Genomic DNA, 17,524 nt, shown 5'->3' on the forward strand with positions numbered 1-17,524 from the left:
GGCTGATCAGACTCCAGCGGGCGTACGGGTCTCGGCGTCGGACAGGTCGGCCGGGGAGGCCAGGTGGCCCAGGACCGCGGTGGCCGCCGCGACCTGCGGCGACACCAGGTGCGTACGACCGCCCTTGCCCTGCCGGCCCTCGAAGTTGCGGTTGGACGTGGACGCGGAGCGCTCACCCGGGGCCAGCTGGTCCGGGTTCATGCCCAGACACATCGAGCAGCCCGCGTGCCGCCACTCGGCGCCGGCCTCCTTGAAGACGACGTCCAGACCCTCGGAGACGGCCTGCAGACCGACCCGCGCGGAGCCGGGGACGACCAGCATCCGTACGCCGTCGGCGACTTTGCGGCCCTTCACGAGCTCGGCGGCGGCGCGCAGGTCCTCGATGCGGCCGTTGGTGCACGAGCCTACGAAGACGGTGTCCACCTTGATGGAGCGCAGCGGCTGTCCGGCCTCCAACCCCATGTATTCCAGGGCCTTTTCGGCGGCGAGGCGCTCCGAAGCGTCTTCGTACGAAGCCGGGTCGGGGACGGACGCCGAAAGCGGCGCACCCTGGCCGGGGTTGGTGCCCCAGGTGACGAACGGCGACAGTTCGGCTGCCTCGATCACGACCTCGGCGTCGAACTCGGCGTCGTCGTCGGTCTTCAGCGTCTCCCAGTACGCGACGGCCGCGTCCCAGTCCTCGCCCTTGGGGGCGTGCGGGCGGCCCTCGAGGTAGTCGAAGGTGGTCTGGTCGGGGGCGATCATGCCCGCGCGGGCGCCGGCCTCGATCGACATGTTGCAGATGGTCATCCGGGCCTCCATCGAGAGCTTCTCGATGGCGGAGCCGCGGTACTCCAGGACGTAGCCCTGGCCGCCACCCGTGCCGATCTTGGCGATGATCGCCAGGATCAGGTCCTTGGCGGTGACGCCGTCGGGCAGTTCGCCGTTGACCGTGATGGCCATGGTCTTGGGGCGGGCCATGGGCAGCGTCTGGGTGGCCAGCACGTGCTCGACCTGGGAGGTGCCGATGCCGAACGCGAGGCCGCCAAAGGCGCCGTGCGTGGAGGTGTGCGAGTCACCGCAGACGACCGTCATACCGGGCTGGGTCAGGCCCAGCTGCGGGCCGACGACGTGCACGACGCCCTGCTCGACGTCGCCCAGCGGGTGCAGGCGCACACCGAACTCGGCGGCGTTCGCGCGCAGCGTCTCCAGCTGGACGCGGGAGACCGGGTCAGCGATGGGCTTGTCGATGTCGAGGGTCGGGGTGTTGTGGTCCTCGGTGGCGATGGTCAGGTCGAGCCGGCGCACCTTGCGGCCGCTCTTGCGGAGGCCGTCGAAGGCCTGCGGGCTGGTCACCTCGTGCAGCAGGTGCAGATCGATGAAGAGGAGGTCGGGCTCGCCCTCGGCGCGCCGGACGACATGGTCGTCCCAGACCTTCTCCGCGAGTGTCCTACCCATCGCTTTCCCTCCGGCCGGCATACGGTCCACCGGCCCAACTAGAGATCTTGAAAGGCGGCACCGCCCGCGCCCCTGCTTCCGGGCGTCCGCCGCCAGGCCCGTTCTGTTCACGGGCCGCTCTGCCTTCGTTCTTCCAGAGTGGCGCGTTCCACGGAAAATTGAACTTGCGTTTCACAGAGTGAGACGCGAGTATCGTTTCATGGACAACAGTAGCGGCGTCGGCGTTCTGGACAAGGCAGCCCTTGTCCTGAGCGCCCTGGAGTCCGGTCCGGCCACCCTCGCAGGGCTCGTCTCGGCCACCGGATTGGCACGACCCACGGCACATCGACTTGCCGTGGCCCTGGAACACCACCGCATGGTGGCGCGTGACATGCAGGGCCGGTTCATTCTCGGCCCTCGGCTGGCAGAACTGGCCGCGGCCGCCGGTGAGGACCGTCTCCTCGCCACGGCGGGCCCGGTCCTCACCCACCTCCGGGACGTCACGGGCGAGAGCGCGCAGCTCTACCGCCGCCAGGGCGACATGCGCATCTGCGTCGCCGCGGCGGAACGCCTGTCCGGCCTTCGGGACACGGTCCCGGTCGGCTCGACGCTCACGATGAAGGCGGGCTCCTCGGCGCAGATCCTCATGGCCTGGGAGGAGCCGGAGCGTCTGCACCGTGGCCTCCAGGGCGCCCGTTTCACGGCCACCGCGCTCTCGGGCGTACGCCGCCGGGGCTGGGCCCAGTCGATCGGCGAGCGCGAGCCGGGCGTCGCCTCGGTCTCCGCGCCCGTACGCGGCCCGTCGAACCGCGTGGTGGCCGCCGTATCGGTCTCCGGCCCCATCGAGCGCCTGACCCGGCACCCGGGCCGTATGCACGCCCAGGCCGTCATCGACGCCGCCGGCCGCCTCTCCGAGGCCCTGCGCCGCACCGGCTGACCCCGGGACACGTCAGCGGGGAGGACCTGCCTCAACGCCGCGGCAGGCCCTCCCCGTCCCCCGGTCCCCCCGTCACCTGGCTTCTTCGGCCGCCTTCGCCCTGGCCGACCGGTGCGCGAACCGGTCCTTGGCGTAGCGCCCCCGCTTCTCCACCGGCACCTGCCCGTGCGCCGCGGCGAGTCCGAACGCCGGCATGTCCGCGTAGATCGACTCGTACGACCCCTCCGGCGCGACGTATGCCTCATGCCACAGCCCGACGTGCTGCCGGATCTTCCCAGCCTTCTCCGTACGGTTGTAGATCGCCCACGCCCGACGGTGCGGCGCGTCCGACGCGTGCGCGTACGCGTGGAGCTTCTCCTTGGACTCCCAGTACTGGACGACGTAGTACGTCCGCGGCGAGGCCGTCACCGCGCGATGGTCCAGGTCGGCCGGGTGCCGGTGGCGACGGTCAAGGAGGTGCTGGGGCATGTCGACGACGACTCGCTGCCTTGCGCGATCCGCCTCGGCGCCGCGATGTGGGCGTTGCCGCAGGTGCGGGAGCCGGACGAGGACGACGAGTACGTCCAGGCCGCACACCAGGAGGTCACCGCGCTCCTGGATCGGCTCGGCCGGGAGAACGCCGAGCGGCTCACGGCCATCTCCCCCGCGTACCGCTCGCTGGTGGTGGCGGTGGCCGCGTTCCGCCGGCTCGGCTTCGGCTTCGGCGCCGAACTGCTCGCGCCGTACGCCGAGTTGATGCGCCGGACGGCCGTCCTCGACCTGGACAACATGGAGACATACCCGACGGAGGCGGAGCGGATCGAGTTCGCGGTCCTGGGGGGCGATCCTCAACGAGCCGGTACTGCGGGCGCTGCACCGACTGGCCCAGGAAGAGGAGTCGACGCGGCGGTACGGCTTCGACGAGTAGCCTGCGCCAGGCACGACGAAGGCCCTCCGCCGAAGCGAAGGGCCTTCATGTTGTACCCCCGACCGGATTCGAACCGGCGCTACCGCCTTGAGAGGGCGGCGTGCTAGGCCGCTACACAACGGGGGCGAGGATCTTACGTTTCCGCAGATCCGAGCTGGTCTACCTGGACTCGAACCAAGACTAACTGAACCAGAATCAGTCGTGCTGCCAATTACACCATAGACCAATGTGGTTTAGACCAGTTCGTACCCCCGACCGGATTCGAACCGGCGCTACCGCCTTGAGAGGGCGGCGTGCTAGGCCGCTACACAACGGGGGCCCTAGCGATCCTGCATCAAGAACGGTGGGAGCTACCCGAACCGTCCTCGCGGGAAGGATCTGTACCCCCGACCGGATTCGAACCGGCGCTACTGCCTTGAGAGGGCAGCGTGCTAGGCCGCTACACAACGGGGGCTTTGCAGATGAGCTCTGCGAGCTGGCCTACCTGGACTCGAACCAAGACTAACTGAACCAGAATCAGTCGTGCTGCCAATTACACCATAGGCCACTGGAACGCAAGCCCCTCAGGGGGCCTTGTTCTAGTTTGCTCCCCCGGGTTTCGGCCTTTCGGCCCGCTCTCCGGCGGCGCAGGAAGAACATTACCCGAAGGTGGACGGGGCTCCAAAACGGGTATCGGTGCCGAGGAGCGCGGGGAGTTCGGCGAGGGAGGCGATCCGGTGCGGTCCGCCGGGGGCGTCAGCGCTGGTGTACACGCCGTCACGGTCGATCCAGACCGACAGCAGCCCGGCCTCCGCGGCGCCGCGCCCGTCGATCTCCGGGTGATCACCGACGTACGCCACCTGGTGCGGGGCGAGCTCCAGGGCGGTGCAGGCGGCATGGAAGGCGCCGGCCTCCGGCTTGGAGACGCCGAGCTCGGCGGCGCAGAGGATGGCCTCGAAGCGGTGGTGGACGCCGAGCACGCGCAGTTTGCGGTCCTGGACGTGGATGCTGGAGTTGGACAGCACCGCGTGCCGGTGGCTGGCCGCGAGGGCGTCCAGGACCGGGAGGACGTCCGGGAAGAGGGCCCATGCGGTCTCGTAGTGCGCGACGTACCGCTGGAACCACGCGTCGGCCTCCGCGTCGCTCAGCTCCTCCCCCAGGAACACCCGCACCCGGTCCCGGCGCTGCCCCTGGAAGTCGACCTCCCCGGCCGAGAACCGCGCCCACTGCTGGTCGGTGATCGCCCTCCAGCGCACGATGGCCTGCTCGACGCTGTCGTACGCGTCCAGCAGCCCCTCGGCCGCCAGATGCAGACGCATTCCGGCGCGGTCGGCCCCCGTGTAGTCGAAGAGGGTGTCGTCGACGTCCCAGACAACGGCTCTGATCACCCTGACAGACTGGCACACCGGGGCCATGAGCGAGTACCGCATCCAGATCACCGTGGAGGGCCCGTGCGACGTACGAAGCACTGCCCGAGGAGCGTCGAGCCCATCTGGACAGGGCCGTGCGGATACTGGCGCGTGACCCGTTCCGCAAGAACGCGACCGCGCAGCTCGGTCCCGACGAGCACCTGCGCAAGGCGTACGTAGCGCCCGGTGTGCTGCTGGGGTACATGGTCGCGGGAGCCGTCATGGTCATCGTCGTACTGGAGATCTTTGACGAGTTCGCGTACCTGATCGACGAGACCGGCGCGGTCTGAGACGGACGCGTGAGGGGCGGCACCGAGATCCGGGTGCCGCCCCTCAGGTATGTGGGAGTACTACGCCGCCAGCCTCGCCAGCGCCGCGTCGATGCGGGCCAGGGTCGTGTCCTTGCCCAGGACCTCCAGGGACTCGAACAGGGGCAGGCCGACGGTGCGGCCGGTGACGGCGACGCGGACCGGGGCCTGGGCCTTGCCGAGCTTGAGGCCGTGGGCCTCGCCGGCCGCCAGGACGGCCTCCTTCAGGGACTCGGCCGAGGTCCAGTCGGCCGCCTCCAGCTTCTCGCGCGCGGTGCGCAGGAGGGCGTCCGACCCCTCCTTCATGGCCTTCGTCCAGCTCACCTCGTCGAAGACCGGCTCGGCGAGGAAGAGGAAGTCGACGTTGTCCGTGATCTCGGAGAGGACCTTCAGACGCGTCTGGGCGTGCGGGGCGATCGCGTGCCACTTGGCCTCGTCGAAGTCCTCCGGCGCCCAGGGGGCGAACGGGGCCTTCAGCCAGGGCGCGCAGCGCTCCGTGAAGTCCTTCACGTCGAGCAGACGGATGTGGTCGCCGTTGATCGACTCGCACTTCTTCAGGTCGAAGCGGGCCGGGTTGGGCTGCACGTCCGTGACGTCGAAGGCCGCGACCATCTCGTCCATCGTGAAGATGTCCTGGTCGGCGGAGAGCGACCAGCCGAGGAGGGAGAGGTAGTTGAGGAGGCCCTCCGGCAGGAAGCCGCGCTCGCGGTAGAGGTTCAGCGACGACTCGGGGTCACGCTTGGAGAGCTTCTTGTTGCCCTCGCCCATCACGTACGGCAGGTGGCCGAACTGCGGGATGCCCTTGGCGACGCCCAGCTCCATCAGCGCCTTGTACAGGGCGATCTGACGGGGTGTCGAGGAGAGCAGGTCCTCGCCGCGCAGGACGTGGGTGATCTCCATCAGGGCGTCGTCGACCGGGTTGACGAGGGTGTACAGCGGGGCGCCGTTCGCGCGGACGATGCCGTAGTCCGGGACGTTCTCCGGGGTGAAGGTCAGCTCGCCGCGGACCAGGTCCGTGAAGGTGATCGTCTCGTCGGGCATGCGGAAACGGACGATGGGCGTACGGCCCTGGGCCTTGTACTCCTCGACCTGCGCGCCGGTCAGGTCGCGGCAGTGACCGTCGTAGCCGGAGGGCTTGCCGGCGGCGCGGGCGGCCTCGCGGCGGGTGTCCAGCTCCTCCTGGGAGCAGTAGCAGTAGTACGCGTGGCCGCCGTCCAGCAGCTTCTGCGCGATCTCCTTGTAGCGGTCCATGCGCTGCGACTGGCGGTACGGCGCGTGCGGGCCGCCGACCTCGGGGCCCTCGTCCCAGTCGAAGCCCAGCCAGCGCATCGAGTCGAGCAGCTGGTTGTAGGACTCCTCGGAGTCGCGGGCCGCGTCGGTGTCCTCGATGCGGAAGACGAGCGTGCCCTGGTGGTGCTTGGCGAACGCCCAGTTGAACAGGGCGGTGCGGACCAGGCCCACATGGGGGTTACCGGTGGGCGAGGGGCAGAAACGTACGCGGACGGGTGCGCTAGCCACGCTTGACAACCTTGTTGGTGAGAGTGCCGATGCCTTCGATGGTGACGGCGACCTCGTCGCCGACGGTGAGCGGCCCGACGCCTGCCGGGGTGCCCGTGAGGATCACGTCGCCGGGGAGCAGCGTCATGGCCTCGGAGATGTTGACGATCAGATCCTCGATCGGGTGGATCATCTCGCTGGTGCGGCCGAGCTGGCGTTGTTCGCCGTTGACCGTGAGCTGGATGGTCAGGTCGGCGGCCGTTTCGAGGGCCAGGTCCGTCTCCACCCAGGGGCCCAGCGGGCAGGAGGAGTCGAAGCCCTTGGCCCGGGCCCACTGCTTCTCGCGCTTCTGGACGTCACGGGCGGTGATGTCGTTGGCGCAGGTGAAGCCGAAGATCACGTCCTTGACGCGGTCGCGCGGGACCTCGCGGCACATACGGCCGATGACGACGGCCAGTTCGGCCTCGTGGTGGAGGTCCTCGGTGAAGGACGGGTACTGGATCTCGTCGCCGGGGCCGATCACCGAGGTCGACGGCTTGAAGAAGGCGAACGGGGCGTCGGGCACCTCGTTGCCGAGTTCGCGCGCGTGCTCGGCGTAGTTGCGGCCGAAGGCCACGACCTTGTTGGGGAGCACCGGCGGCAGCAGCCTGACCTTGCTCAACGGCACCTTCGTACCGGAGAGCTCGAAGTCCGCGAACGGGATGCCCTTGATGATGTCGAGGACGAGCTCGTCCGGCTTGTCGCCCTCGACCGCGCCGAAGGCGACGTTCCCGTCGATGGAGAATCTGGCGATGCGCACGGGATCCTGCGCCCCTCACTTAGGCCGGCTGGAGTCTGACGCTCCAGGCTAACGCGGGGAGGGGCGGGCGCCTCGCGCATTACCGCCGTACGCGGGCGCTTTGAGTGATCCGGGGGCGGCGCGCGTACTACCCGGCGACGGAGGCCGTGGCGGGGGCCTCCATGAGGATGGTGCGCCTGGGGTTGGCGGTCTGGGTCGGGAGGTCGACGGAGTGCTCCTGCTCCGGGGTGTGCAGGGCGTCGGCGTCCTCGAGGTGCGCCAGCGTCGTGCGCCGCGGGTTGGCTATGTTGTGGAACATCATCGTCGTCTTCACGGTTGTACGTGACCCTGTCCTGTTCGGGGCGCCGGTGGAGCCTGGTCTCGCGCGGGCGCGGGGTTGTCAAAGTCTTACATGATGTAAAGCGTCAGGCTAAACATGCGGTTCCCCTCCACAGCGGTGAAGACCCCTTGATCGGTATGTGAGTTTGCTCACGACTCCAAGGGCAAAACGGTCAATTCAGGCGGGCAATCCACCCCCGCGAAACGGACATTGACCCCCTGAAGCCATCATTCCGCTCCTGATCATGGCGACTGGGACACCTCTCGCAGCCGGGCGGCTCGCGGGCATAAGTCCGCTTTGGCCGGGATCAGTTTCTACGGCAGGTAATCTCGCCCTCACGTGGTGTCACGTATGTCACGGCTCGACCTACGGGCCTTGTTGGAGATCCTGCACTGTGCTGGAATTCCACGGACCGCCGCAGGATCGAGCCGGCGCACAGGGGGCGCACCGAGCGCCTGGTGGCGGCGAGAAGGGGGAGCCAGCGCCGGTCACTCACGACCACCCGGGAGCGTGTTCAGGACGCTCCCATAACGCCGACACCGTGTCCGTCCGTTCACGCGGAAGGGCGCCTGGTCCAGAGGTTGCGACGCTAGTGCAGGGACGTTTCAAGAGGGATGGCAGCGCTTCGGCGGAGCCGGAGCACGGCGGGACCGACCGAGGTCCCTCGACCCAGCACGCCCAGAACCAGGGCCCGGCCCCGTCCGTCGACGGCGGTGAGCGCTCCGGGCGCCCCGCCGTGTCGGCGTCCCCGGGGACGGCGGGCCCTTCCGCGCCGGCCGGGAAGAAGGCCCCCAAGGGCAGCACTGGCCCCGGCGCGCGAATAGCCCTGCGCAACTGGCGCATCTCCACGCGACTGGTGGCGCTGCTGACGCTCCCCGTGGTCGCGGCCACCTCGCTGGGCGCCCTGCGCATCAGCGACAACATGGACGACATCCAGCAGCTCGACAACATGAAGCTGCTGACGGACATGACCAAGCGGGCCACCGAGCTCGCCGCGGCGCTCCAGGAGGAGCGCGACCAGTCCGCCGGTCCGCTCGCGCACGGCGCCAAGGCGACCGACTACACGGTCAAGGGGTACCGGGACAAGACGGACCGGGCAGCCGACAGCTTCCGGGAAGCCTCCGAAGAGGTCGACAACAACAGCCAGGGCAGCAACCTCAAGGGCGTCCGGGACAACCTCGTCCAACTCGTCGGCGACCTGAACAACATCGCGAAGATCCGCAACACGGCCTACGAGGCCAAGGACAACTCCACGCAGACCGTGGAGGCCTACCACCGTCTGATCACCAACCTGCTGGGTCTCTCGCAGGACATGGCGGAGGCGACCAGCAACCCGGAGATGATCCAGAGCACGCGTGCCCTGGCGGCCTTCTCCACCGCCAAGGAGTACGCGTCCATCCAGCGCGCGGTCCTCGCGGCGGCACTGCCCGCGAACAACGACAGCGTCGGTGACCTCTCCGAGAACGACCGGCTCTACGCCGAGTCGGCGCTGACGAGCCAGCGGTCCGAGCTGAAGAGCTTCCGGAGCATCTACGGCACCCAGGGCGCCGCCGACCTGCTCAAGTCCATCGAATCGGGCAACCCGACGATCACGGCCAGCGACAAGTACGCCAACCGTGCGCTCGGCAACCCCAACGCCCTGGACGACCTGGAGAAGCGCTCCTACCGGGACTGGGTCGACGACAGCACCACCAAGATCCAGCAGATGCGCGCCATCGAGACGACGCTGCTGGAGGACATGGAGCAGAAGGCCCGCGAGCTGCGCAACGAGTCGGAGCGCGAGGCGATCATCTCCGGTGCGCTGATCCTGCTCGTGCTCGGTGTCTCGCTGGTCGGCGCGTTCGTGGTGGCCCGCTCCATGATCCGCTCGCTGCGCCGCCTGGAGGAGACCGCCACCAAGGTCGCCCAGGACCGGCTGCCCGAGCTGGTCAAGCAGCTGTCCGAGTCGGACCCGCAGGACGTCGACACCTCCGTCGAGTCGGTCGGTGTGCACTCCCGGGACGAGATCGGCCAGGTGGCCGCGGCCTTCGACGACGTGCACCGCGAGGCGGTCCGCCTCGCCGCCGAGCAGGCCCTGCTGCGGGGCAACGTCAACGCGATGTTCACCAACCTCTCGCGCCGCTCCCAGGGCCTCATCCAGCGTCAGCTGTCGCTCATCTCCGAACTGGAGTCCCGCGAGGCCGACCCGGACCAGCTGTCCTCGCTGTTCAAGCTCGACCACCTCGCGACGCGTATGCGCCGTAACGGTGAGAACCTCCTCGTCCTCGCCGGTGAGGAGCCCGGCCGTCGCTGGACCCGCCCGGTCCCGCTGGTCGACGTGCTCCGTGCCGCCGCGTCCGAGGTGGAGCAGTACGAGCGGATCGAGCTGGCCTCCGTGCCGACCACCGAGGTCGCCGGCCGCGTCGTCAACGACCTCGTGCACCTCCTCGCCGAGCTCCTGGAGAACGCCACCTCGTTCTCCTCCCCGCAGACCAAGGTCAAGGTCACCGGTCACGCGCTGCCCGACGGCCGCGTCCTGATCGAGATCCACGACACCGGCATCGGCCTCTCCCCCGAGGACCTCGCCGCGATCAACGAGCGGCTCGCCTCGCCGCCCACCGTGGACGTCTCCGTCTCCCGCCGCATGGGCCTCTTCGTGGTCGGCCGGCTGTCGCAGCGGCACGGCATCCGCATCCAGCTGCGCCCGTCCGACTCCGGCGGTACGACCGCGCTGGTCATGCTGCCCGTCGACGTCGCCCAGGGCGGCAAGAAGCCCGCTCCGGGCAAGCCCGGTCCGGGCGGTCCCGGTGGTTCCGGTGGCCCGGCCGCCGCGCAGGCCGCCGCCGGTGCGGCTGCCGCCCGTCGCCAGGCCCAGTCCGGTGGCGGTTCCCTCGGCGCGGGTGCGCCGGGTGGCGGCGCCCTCGGTGCCGGCCAGTCCGGCGGAGGCCGGCTCGGTGCCGGTCAGGGTCCGCGGGCCGCGCTGCCGGGACGTGACGGCGGCGGGCTTCCGGGCGGACCGGGTGCACCGCGTGGGCCGCAGGGTCCGGGCGGCACGCCGCCGCAGGGCCGCCCGGCTCCCGCGGGTGCCGGCGCCGGCTTCGGCGGCCAGGCCCCGGGCGCTCCGCAGGGGCTGCAGGCCGCGGGTACGGGTCAGGACCCGTTCGGCGCGGGCCAGGACCCCTTCGGCGGCTCCCGTGGCGCGAACCCCGGCCGCGAGCAGTCCCCACCCCCCGGTGCCGAGAAGGGTCGCCGTGGTCGCCAGCCGCAGCTTCCGCCGCGCGGTGGTCCGCGTGCCGAGCTGCCCGGCGGCAACCAGCCGTCCCGCCCCAGCTGGAGCGACGAGAACGCGCAGCCGCCGGTGCCGCGTGCCTCGCTCGACACCCCGCGCGGGCACGACGAGGACCCCGCACAGCAGACCTCCCGGATGCCGCGGATCGACGACCGTCAGGGCCCCGGCTCGCCGGCTGCCACGTCGGAGTTCGCCCGCCCGGACTACGACGCCCAGGCCCCGGGTGCGTACAACCCGCAGAGCACGGGCCAGTTCCCCGACCCCGGCGCGAACGAACCGCAGGGCACGGGTCAGTTCGTCCGCTCGGACGTCTTCGGCGCCCCGAACGGGCAGAACACCCCGTCGCAGCCGGGCCGGCCGACCGCTCCGCCGGCGTACGACGGCGGCTCCACGGGCCAGCACGCCCTGCCCGGCCGCCAGAGCCCCGAATCCACCGGTCAGTTCGAGCGGCCCCAGGTCAACGGCACGTACGGCGGCGGTTCCGGCTACGGTGCCCCGCAGCCCCCGGTCCCGGCCCCGGCGCGTCCGCAGCAGCGGCCCGCCCGGCAGGAGCCCGAGGCCCTGCCGCCGGCGACGGGTCCCGGTGACGGGCGTACTCCGCTGTACGACACGCTGGAGACCAACTGGTTCCACGGCGGCCCGCAGGGACGCCAGCCCGGCGCCAACGGCTCGGCTCCGGCTTCCGCTCCGCAGGAGCCGCAGGCTCCGGCGGCTCCATCGCAGCCGTCCTCCGCTCCCCAGCGGACCTCATCGACCGCCTGGCGCAGCTCGCCGAACGACGACCTCGTCCGGCAGGCGGAACGCGTCCGGCAACCGGCCGCCGGCGGTGTCACCACCTCCGGTCTGCCGCGCCGGGTGCCCAGGGCGAACCTCGTCCCGGGTACGGCTCAGCAGCAACAGCACCAATCCGGTCCGGCTGTCTCGCGTGCGCCTGACGACGTACGCGGCCGGCTGACCAATCTCCGTCGGGGTATCGCGCAAGGTCGTCAGGTCGGTAACGGCCAGACCGGCAGCTTCCCGAACCCCACTCACCAGCAGGAGCGTTAGTTGAGCCAGATGAGCCAGGCGGCACAGAACCTCAACTGGTTGATCACCAACTTCGTGGACAACACCCCAGGGGTGTCCCACACCGTCGTCGTGTCCGCCGACGGCCTGCTGCTGGCGATGTCGGAGGGCTTCCCGCGCGACCGGGCCGACCAGCTGGCGGCCGTAGCGTCGGGCCTGACCTCCCTCACCGCGGGGGCCTCCCGCATCTTCGACGGCGGCAACGTGGCACAGACCGTCGTCGAGATGGAGCGGGGATTCCTCTTCCTCATGTCCGTCTCGGACGGCTCGTCGCTCGCCGTCCTGGCACACCCCGAATGCGACATCGGCCTTGTCGGCTACGAGATGGCGCTGCTGGTCGACCGGGCGGGTGCGGTGCTCACGCCGGACCTGCGCGCCGAGCTCCAAGGCAGTCTGCTGCACTGATCACCCTCGGATCCACCCGTCTCACCAAATCACCGTCCGGCGGCCACAATCCCCGCACTGGCCCTCACCCAGACGGCTTGACTGACCGACTTGCTGTCCCCGCCCGGAGGATTCATGACCCCGCCCACCGCCTCTCATGATCCGTACGCGGAGCCGTACGAGGATGAGGGCGACCAGCCGCTGGTACGTCCGTACGCGATGACCGGCGGCCGGACCCGGCCGCGCTACCAGCTCGCCATCGAGGCCCTGATCAGCACCACGGCCGACCCGGCAGCGCTCATGGGGCTCCTCCCGGAGCACCAGCGCATCTGCCACCTGTGCCGTGAGGTGAAGTCGGTCGCCGAGGTGTCGGCGCTGCTGTCCATGCCGCTGGGTGTGGCCAGGATCCTCGTCGCGGACCTCGCGGAGGCCGGCCTGGTCGCCATCCACCAGCCGGGCGGCGACGAGAACAACGGCGGCGCTCCGGACGTGACGCTGCTCGAAAGGGTGCTCAGTGGACTTCGCAAGCTCTGAACCAGGCCGGGCGACCACCTCCGCGAAGATCGTGGTGGCGGGTGGCTTCGGCGTGGGCAAGACCACGTTCGTCGGCGCGGTCTCGGAGATCAACCCGCTGCGCACCGAGGCCGTGATGACGTCCGCGAGCGCGGGTATCGACGACCTCACGCACACCGGGGACAAGACCACCACCACGGTGGCCATGGACTTCGGTCGTATCACCCTGGACCAGGACCTGATCCTGTACCTGTTCGGCACCCCCGGTCAGGACCGCTTCTGGTTCATGTGGGACGACCTCGTGCGCGGCGCCATCGGCGCCGTGGTCCTGGTGGACACCCGCCGTCTCGCCGACTGCTTCCCCGCGGTCGACTACTTCGAGAACAGCGGCCTGCCCTTCGTCATCGCCCTCAACGGCTTCGACGGACATCAGCCCTACACACCCGACGAGGTGCGCGAGGCGCTCCAGATCGGCCCGGACGCGCCGATCATCACCACCGACGCCCGCCACCGGGCCGATGCCAAGAGTGCGCTGATCACGCTGGTGGAGCACGCGCTCATGGCCCGGCTGCGGTAGATCAAGTCAGTAGCGTCATACGGCAGTTGTCGTAGATGCCCCGGAGCCGACTGTGGCCTTTGACACGGTCGGCTCCCTTGTTCATAACGTTTCGGCAGAGGAATCGGGTGGTACGGCCACTCGTCGCGGTCAAGCGGTGTCGCTGCGCGCACGAACGCCCCGTCTTTTGACGGGGCTCGCTCTTTATGACCGTTTTATCTAGGGCTTACATCACTCGGAATCCTCCCCTTCCACTGTTTGGAAGAGCGCAGGCCGACGTGCTGGAATGCGAGAACTGCCCAATAGTCAAAGACGTACTCAGCAGTACTGCGTACTCCATGGCGAACTGGGCTCTGAGACACAGCGGCACATACGTAGGTGCCGACCCCGCCGGAAGGTTGTTGGTCGAGTGAGGCGAAGCAAGAGCAGTCCCGAGCCGTCGGCCCGGGGCAACTTCACCCCGCCGCCGCGCGGAGCGGCGCCCGCCCCTGTGCCCGGATCGGAACCAACGGCGGCGCCCGCCCCGAGCGGCGGCCGTCTCTCGCCGCGCAACTGGCGCGTGCCGACCCGGCTGAACGCGATCCTGCTCATACCCGTGCTGGTCGGCCTTGTCATGGGCGGCTTCCAGGTGAAGAGCTCGATCGACACCTGGCAGGAGGCCGAGGACGCGGAGAACACCGCGCGCCTGGTCGCCGCCGCCCTGACCTACGGCGACGCCCTGCTGGAGGAGCGCGACTCGACCGCCGCTCCCCTGCTCCAGGGCAAGGGCGAGGACGACCCGACGGTCGTGGCCGCCCGCAAGAAGACCGACGAGGCCGCCGACGCCTTCGACGTGGCCGCCCAGAACATGCCGGACCGGCCCAACCTGGTGCGCCGTCTGGAGCGCTTCCGTGAGGTCGAGCCCGATCTGACGGACCTCCGCGCGGCCGCCTACACCAACAAGCTCGCGGGCGTGGAGACCGAGGAGGGCTACGTCGCGGTCGAGCACCGGCTGCTGGAGTTCTCCAACGAGCTGGGCCTGGGCACCGGCAACATCACCAGCTACGGCCGTACGGTCTACGCCATCTCGCTGACCAAGGGCGCGCTCTCCCTCCAGCGCTCCATCGGCATGCACATGCTGGTCAAGCCGGGCCCCAAGGCCTCGGACCTCGCCAAGCAGCGCGTGGCCCTCTCCTCGTACGCCTACCTGGAGGGCATCGCCATCCAGGAGTACCAGAGCGGTGGCACCGAGGCGGACATCCAGAAGCTCCAGGACGCCACGGCGCAGATCAAGGCCGACGGCGCCGCCATGGCCGCCGCGGCCAAGCAGAAGAACCCCGACTACGTGGCGCCGCCGGCCAACCCGACCACGACGGTCGGCCTGCTGGCCCAGCTCAGCTCCACGGACACCAGCGAGCGTGCGGCGCTCGCCCAGAAGGGCATCACCGCCGAGAACTGGTGGGCGGCCAACACCCTCAGGTACAACGCCTACCGCGACATCGAGAACGACCTCGCCGACACCGCGGTGAACGAGGCCTCCGTCATCTCCGACGACGCCAAGCGCGACGCCCTGATCACCGGTGCCGCCGTCGTGGTCGCGCTGCTCGCCGCGTTCATCCTGGCCGGCATGGTGGCCCGCCAGATGTCCCGCTCGATGCGCCAGCTGCGCAACGCCGCCTTCGGCATCGCCGAGCAGCGTCTGCCGATGCTGGTCGACCAGCTCTCGCGCACCGACCCGGGCCGCGTGGACACCCGCGTCCAGCCCATCCCGATCAACACCCGCGACGAGATCGGCGAGGTCGCCCGCGCCTTCGACCAGGTCCACCGCGAGGCCGTCCGGCTCGCCGCCGAGCAGGCCCTGCTGCGGGGCAACATCAACGCGATCTTCACCAACCTGTCGCGCCGCAACCAGTCGCTGATCGAGGGCCAGCTGACCCTGATCACCGACCTGGAGAACAACGAGGCCGACCCGGACCAGCTGGAGAACCTCTTCAAGCTGGACCACCTGGCGACCCGTATGCGCCGCAACGGCGAGAACCTCCTCGTCCTCGCCGGCGAGGAGCCCGGCCGCCGCTGGGACCAGCCGGTTCCGCTGGTCGACGTCCTGCGCGCCGCCTCCTCCGAGGTGGAGCAGTACGAGCGCATCGAGCTGTCGGGCGTCCCGGAGGCCGAGATCCACGGCCGCGCCGTGACCGACCTCGTGCACCTGCTCGCCGAGCTGCTGGAGAACGCGACGACGTTCTCCTCCCCGCAGACCAAGGTTCGTGTCACCGCCACCCGTCTCCCCGACGGTCGGGTCATGATCGAGATCCACGACAAGGGCATCGGCCTCACCGCCGAGGACTTCGCCGACATCAACCACAAGCTGGCCAACCCGCCGACCGTGGACGCCGCGATATCCCAGCGCATGGGCCTGTTCGTGGTCGGCCGGCTGTCCGACCGGCACGGCATCCGCGTCCAGCTGCGCCCCTCCGGCGAGCAGGCCGGCACCACCTCGCTGGTCATGCTGCCGGACGCGATCACGCACGGCGGTGGCGGCGAGCAGCAGCCGGCCCAGGACGAGTTCACCGTCTCGCAGATCATCCCGGAGCAGCACTTCCAGGGTGAGAACTTCAACCAGCCGCAGATGCGCACGGCCGCCGAGCTGGGCTTCGACGACAGCCGCTACGAGGTCCCGGACGACCTCCGCGACCTGGACCCCGTCGGCCGCTCCCTGATGCGCGAGGAGCGCCGGGCGGCCCTGGAGGCCCAGAACCACGGCCAGCCGCCCGCCCTGGAGAACCCCGAGACCCCGGCGTACGACGAGTTCACCGGTCAGCCGGCCTACGACGACCGGGGCGGATTCCCCGGGCAGACCGGCGGGTACGACCCGCAGCCGGCGCAGCCGACGTACGAGGAACAGCGGCAGACGCAGTACGAGGAGCAGCAGCGCCCGTCGTACGACGACAGCTACTACGCGCCGAACGGCGGCCTGCCGCAGAACGACACCTTCTCGTCCAACGGCGGCTACCCCGAGCCCTCGTATCCGGAGCCGGTCCGCGAGGAGCCCGCCGCCGCGAGCGCCTCCGCCCCGGAGACCTTCCCGGCCTTCGAGCAGCGGCGTCACCAGGACGACTGGCCGCAGCAGAACGGCTACCCGAACGGGTACCAGGACCAGTACTCTCCGGAAGCGGAATCTGCGCAGGCCGATGACGCGAACGAGCGGGACCGCGTAGGCTTCGACCGTCCGGGACCGGCCTCCGCCGCCGCCCACGCACTGACCGACGCCGGGCTCCCCCGCCGCGGATCCGGCGCGAGCGGCAGCAACGGCGGACGGTCCGTGCGGCAGGAGTCACCGGCCCCCACGCCGGAGAGCAACGGCGACAGCAGCTGGCGTTCGGCGAACGACGACCGCTGGCAGCAGGCCTCGCAGCTCCGGAAGCCCAAGGCGGGCGGGGTCACCTCCTCCGGCCTGCCGAGGCGGGTCCCCAAGGCCAACCTGGTCGAGGGAGCCGCCGAGACCACCCCCCAGGGAGGTCCACAGATCTCCCGCGCTCCCGAGGACGTCCGGGGCAGGCTGAGCAACCTGCGCCGCGGTGTCCAGCGGGGACGCAGCGCGGGAAGTGAAACGAACGGCCAGGCCACTAGGAATCAACACAGTGGTCCTGACAGCACCTACAACCAGGAGCGTTAGTGTGAGCCCGATGAGCCAGGCGGCACAGAACCTGAACTGGTTGATCACCAACTTCGTGGACAACACCCCCGGGGTGTCACACACGGTGGTGGTCTCCGCCGACGGACTCCTTCTGGCGATGTCCGAAGGGTTTCCGCGCGACCGCGCCGACCAGCTCGCGGCCGTCGCCTCCGGTCTGACCTCGCTGACCGCGGGAGCCTCGCGGATCTTCGAGGGCGGCAGCGTGAACCAGACGGTTGTGGAGATGGAGCGGGGATTCCTGTTCATCATGTCCATCTCCGACGGATCGTCACTCGCGGTTCTCGCCCACCCCGAGGCAGACATCGGCCTCATTGGGTACGAGATGGCGCTCCTGGTCGACCGTGCCGGTACGGTCCTGACTCCGGATCTGCGTGCGGAGCTCCAAGGCAGCCTGCTCAACTAACAGACAGTCGGTGCGTTTTGGCGTCCCGTAGCCGTAAGGTTTCGGGACGCGGCTCCACATGATGGGTGCCAGGCACAGTCGGAGGAGGAGA

At 69.9% G+C, this 17,524-nt stretch carries 14 protein-coding genes and 5 tRNA genes; 8 read left to right on the top strand and 11 right to left on the bottom strand.

What is annotated here, in order from left to right:
* Positions 1–6: 6 nt before the first annotated feature.
* Entirely contained in the window at positions 7–1,437 is a 1,431-nt protein-coding gene (gene leuC, locus ADK36_RS37965; protein ID WP_048580623.1) for a 3-isopropylmalate dehydratase large subunit, read from the bottom strand.
* A 199-nt stretch (positions 1,438–1,636) separates the two neighbouring features.
* Between leuC and ndgR the strand changes: the two genes are divergently transcribed.
* Positions 1,637–2,353, top strand: a complete 717-nt coding sequence (gene ndgR, locus ADK36_RS37970) for an IclR family transcriptional regulator NdgR (RefSeq protein WP_048580622.1) — start codon at positions 1,637–1,639, stop codon at positions 2,351–2,353.
* A 72-nt stretch (positions 2,354–2,425) separates the two neighbouring features.
* Here ndgR and ADK36_RS37975 read toward each other — a convergent pair whose 3' ends face one another.
* From ADK36_RS37975 to ADK36_RS38010, 7 genes are all read right to left on the bottom strand, one after another.
* A complete protein-coding gene (locus tag ADK36_RS37975; RefSeq protein WP_234330037.1) occupies positions 2,426–2,953 on the bottom strand; it encodes a monooxygenase family protein in 528 nt (175 codons plus the stop codon).
* A 360-nt stretch (positions 2,954–3,313) separates the two neighbouring features.
* Positions 3,314–3,386: transfer RNA gene (locus ADK36_RS37985), tRNA-Glu, on the bottom strand.
* A gap of 28 nt (positions 3,387–3,414) precedes the next feature.
* Positions 3,415–3,486: transfer RNA gene (locus ADK36_RS37990), tRNA-Gln, on the bottom strand.
* A gap of 20 nt (positions 3,487–3,506) precedes the next feature.
* Positions 3,507–3,579: transfer RNA gene (locus ADK36_RS37995), tRNA-Glu, on the bottom strand.
* A 62-nt stretch (positions 3,580–3,641) separates the two neighbouring features.
* Positions 3,642–3,714, bottom strand: a tRNA-Glu gene (locus tag ADK36_RS38000).
* A 21-nt stretch (positions 3,715–3,735) separates the two neighbouring features.
* Positions 3,736–3,807 (bottom strand) — tRNA-Gln (locus ADK36_RS38005).
* Between the two features lie 91 nt (positions 3,808–3,898).
* Positions 3,899–4,627, bottom strand: coding sequence for an HAD family hydrolase (locus tag ADK36_RS38010; protein ID WP_234330033.1), 729 nt, complete (start codon positions 4,625–4,627; stop codon positions 3,899–3,901).
* A 116-nt stretch (positions 4,628–4,743) separates the two neighbouring features.
* Between ADK36_RS38010 and ADK36_RS38015 the strand changes: the two genes are divergently transcribed.
* Positions 4,744–4,938: a hypothetical protein gene (locus ADK36_RS38015; RefSeq protein WP_053084660.1), complete on the top strand. Its 195-nt coding sequence runs from the start codon at positions 4,744–4,746 to the stop codon at positions 4,936–4,938.
* A gap of 60 nt (positions 4,939–4,998) precedes the next feature.
* Here the strand turns inward: ADK36_RS38015 and gltX are convergent, their stop codons facing one another.
* The 3 genes from gltX to ADK36_RS38030 all read right to left on the bottom strand — a co-directional run bounded on the left by gltX (position 4,999) and on the right by ADK36_RS38030 (position 7,565).
* Positions 4,999–6,483 (bottom strand): glutamate--tRNA ligase, encoded by a 1,485-nt coding sequence (gene gltX, locus ADK36_RS38020; protein ID WP_078942775.1) that lies wholly within the window; start codon positions 6,481–6,483, stop codon positions 4,999–5,001.
* Positions 6,467–7,252, bottom strand: coding sequence for a fumarylacetoacetate hydrolase family protein (locus tag ADK36_RS38025; protein WP_048580618.1), 786 nt, complete (start codon positions 7,250–7,252; stop codon positions 6,467–6,469). Before ADK36_RS38025 ends, gltX begins: the two co-directional genes overlap by 17 nt.
* A gap of 127 nt (positions 7,253–7,379) precedes the next feature.
* Entirely contained in the window at positions 7,380–7,565 is a 186-nt protein-coding gene (locus ADK36_RS38030; RefSeq protein WP_048580617.1) for a hypothetical protein, read from the bottom strand.
* A gap of 598 nt (positions 7,566–8,163) precedes the next feature.
* On the opposite strand from ADK36_RS38030, the gene ADK36_RS38035 reads away from it, so the two are divergent.
* The 6 genes from ADK36_RS38035 (at position 8,164) to ADK36_RS38060 (ending at position 17,433) form a co-directional block, all read left to right on the top strand.
* Positions 8,164–11,886 (top strand): sensor histidine kinase, encoded by a 3,723-nt coding sequence (locus ADK36_RS38035; protein ID WP_053200840.1) that lies wholly within the window; start codon positions 8,164–8,166, stop codon positions 11,884–11,886.
* A 9-nt stretch (positions 11,887–11,895) separates the two neighbouring features.
* Positions 11,896–12,309, top strand: a complete 414-nt coding sequence (locus ADK36_RS38040) for a roadblock/LC7 domain-containing protein (RefSeq protein ID WP_048580707.1) — start codon at positions 11,896–11,898, stop codon at positions 12,307–12,309.
* 114 nt (positions 12,310–12,423) lie between these two features.
* On the top strand, positions 12,424–12,822 hold the full coding sequence (locus ADK36_RS38045; protein WP_003997626.1) for a DUF742 domain-containing protein: 399 nt from the start codon (positions 12,424–12,426) through the stop codon (positions 12,820–12,822).
* Positions 12,803–13,378 (top strand): GTP-binding protein, encoded by a 576-nt coding sequence (locus ADK36_RS38050; RefSeq protein ID WP_030051303.1) that lies wholly within the window; start codon positions 12,803–12,805, stop codon positions 13,376–13,378. The genes ADK36_RS38045 and ADK36_RS38050 overlap by 20 nt, the downstream gene beginning before the upstream one ends.
* A 388-nt stretch (positions 13,379–13,766) precedes the next feature.
* Entirely contained in the window at positions 13,767–17,009 is a 3,243-nt protein-coding gene (locus ADK36_RS38055) for a sensor histidine kinase (protein WP_048580615.1), read from the top strand.
* Positions 17,010–17,019: 10 nt separating this feature from the next.
* Complete coding sequence (locus tag ADK36_RS38060) at positions 17,020–17,433, top strand: roadblock/LC7 domain-containing protein (protein ID WP_004983065.1); 414 nt, start codon at positions 17,020–17,022, stop codon at positions 17,431–17,433.
* Positions 17,434–17,524 lie beyond the last annotated feature (91 nt).

This window comes from Streptomyces viridochromogenes (genome assembly GCF_001270495.1).
GTDB lineage: Bacteria > Actinomycetota > Actinomycetes > Streptomycetales > Streptomycetaceae > Streptomyces > Streptomyces viridochromogenes_A.

Bases quoted from the DNA above. Each gene is read 5' to 3' on its own strand.
- ADK36_RS38045 (WP_003997626.1), top strand. From the start codon at position 12,424: ATGACCCCGCCCACCGCCTCTCATGATCCGTACGCGGAGCCGTACGAG.
- ADK36_RS38040 (WP_048580707.1), top strand. From the start codon at position 11,896: ATGAGCCAGGCGGCACAGAACCTCAACTGGTTGATCACCAACTTCGTG.
- ndgR (WP_048580622.1), top strand. From the start codon at position 1,637: ATGGACAACAGTAGCGGCGTCGGCGTTCTGGACAAGGCAGCCCTTGTC.
- leuC (WP_048580623.1), bottom strand. From the start codon at position 1,437: ATGGGTAGGACACTCGCGGAGAAGGTCTGGGACGACCATGTCGTCCGG.
- ADK36_RS38060 (WP_004983065.1), top strand. From the start codon at position 17,020: ATGAGCCAGGCGGCACAGAACCTGAACTGGTTGATCACCAACTTCGTG.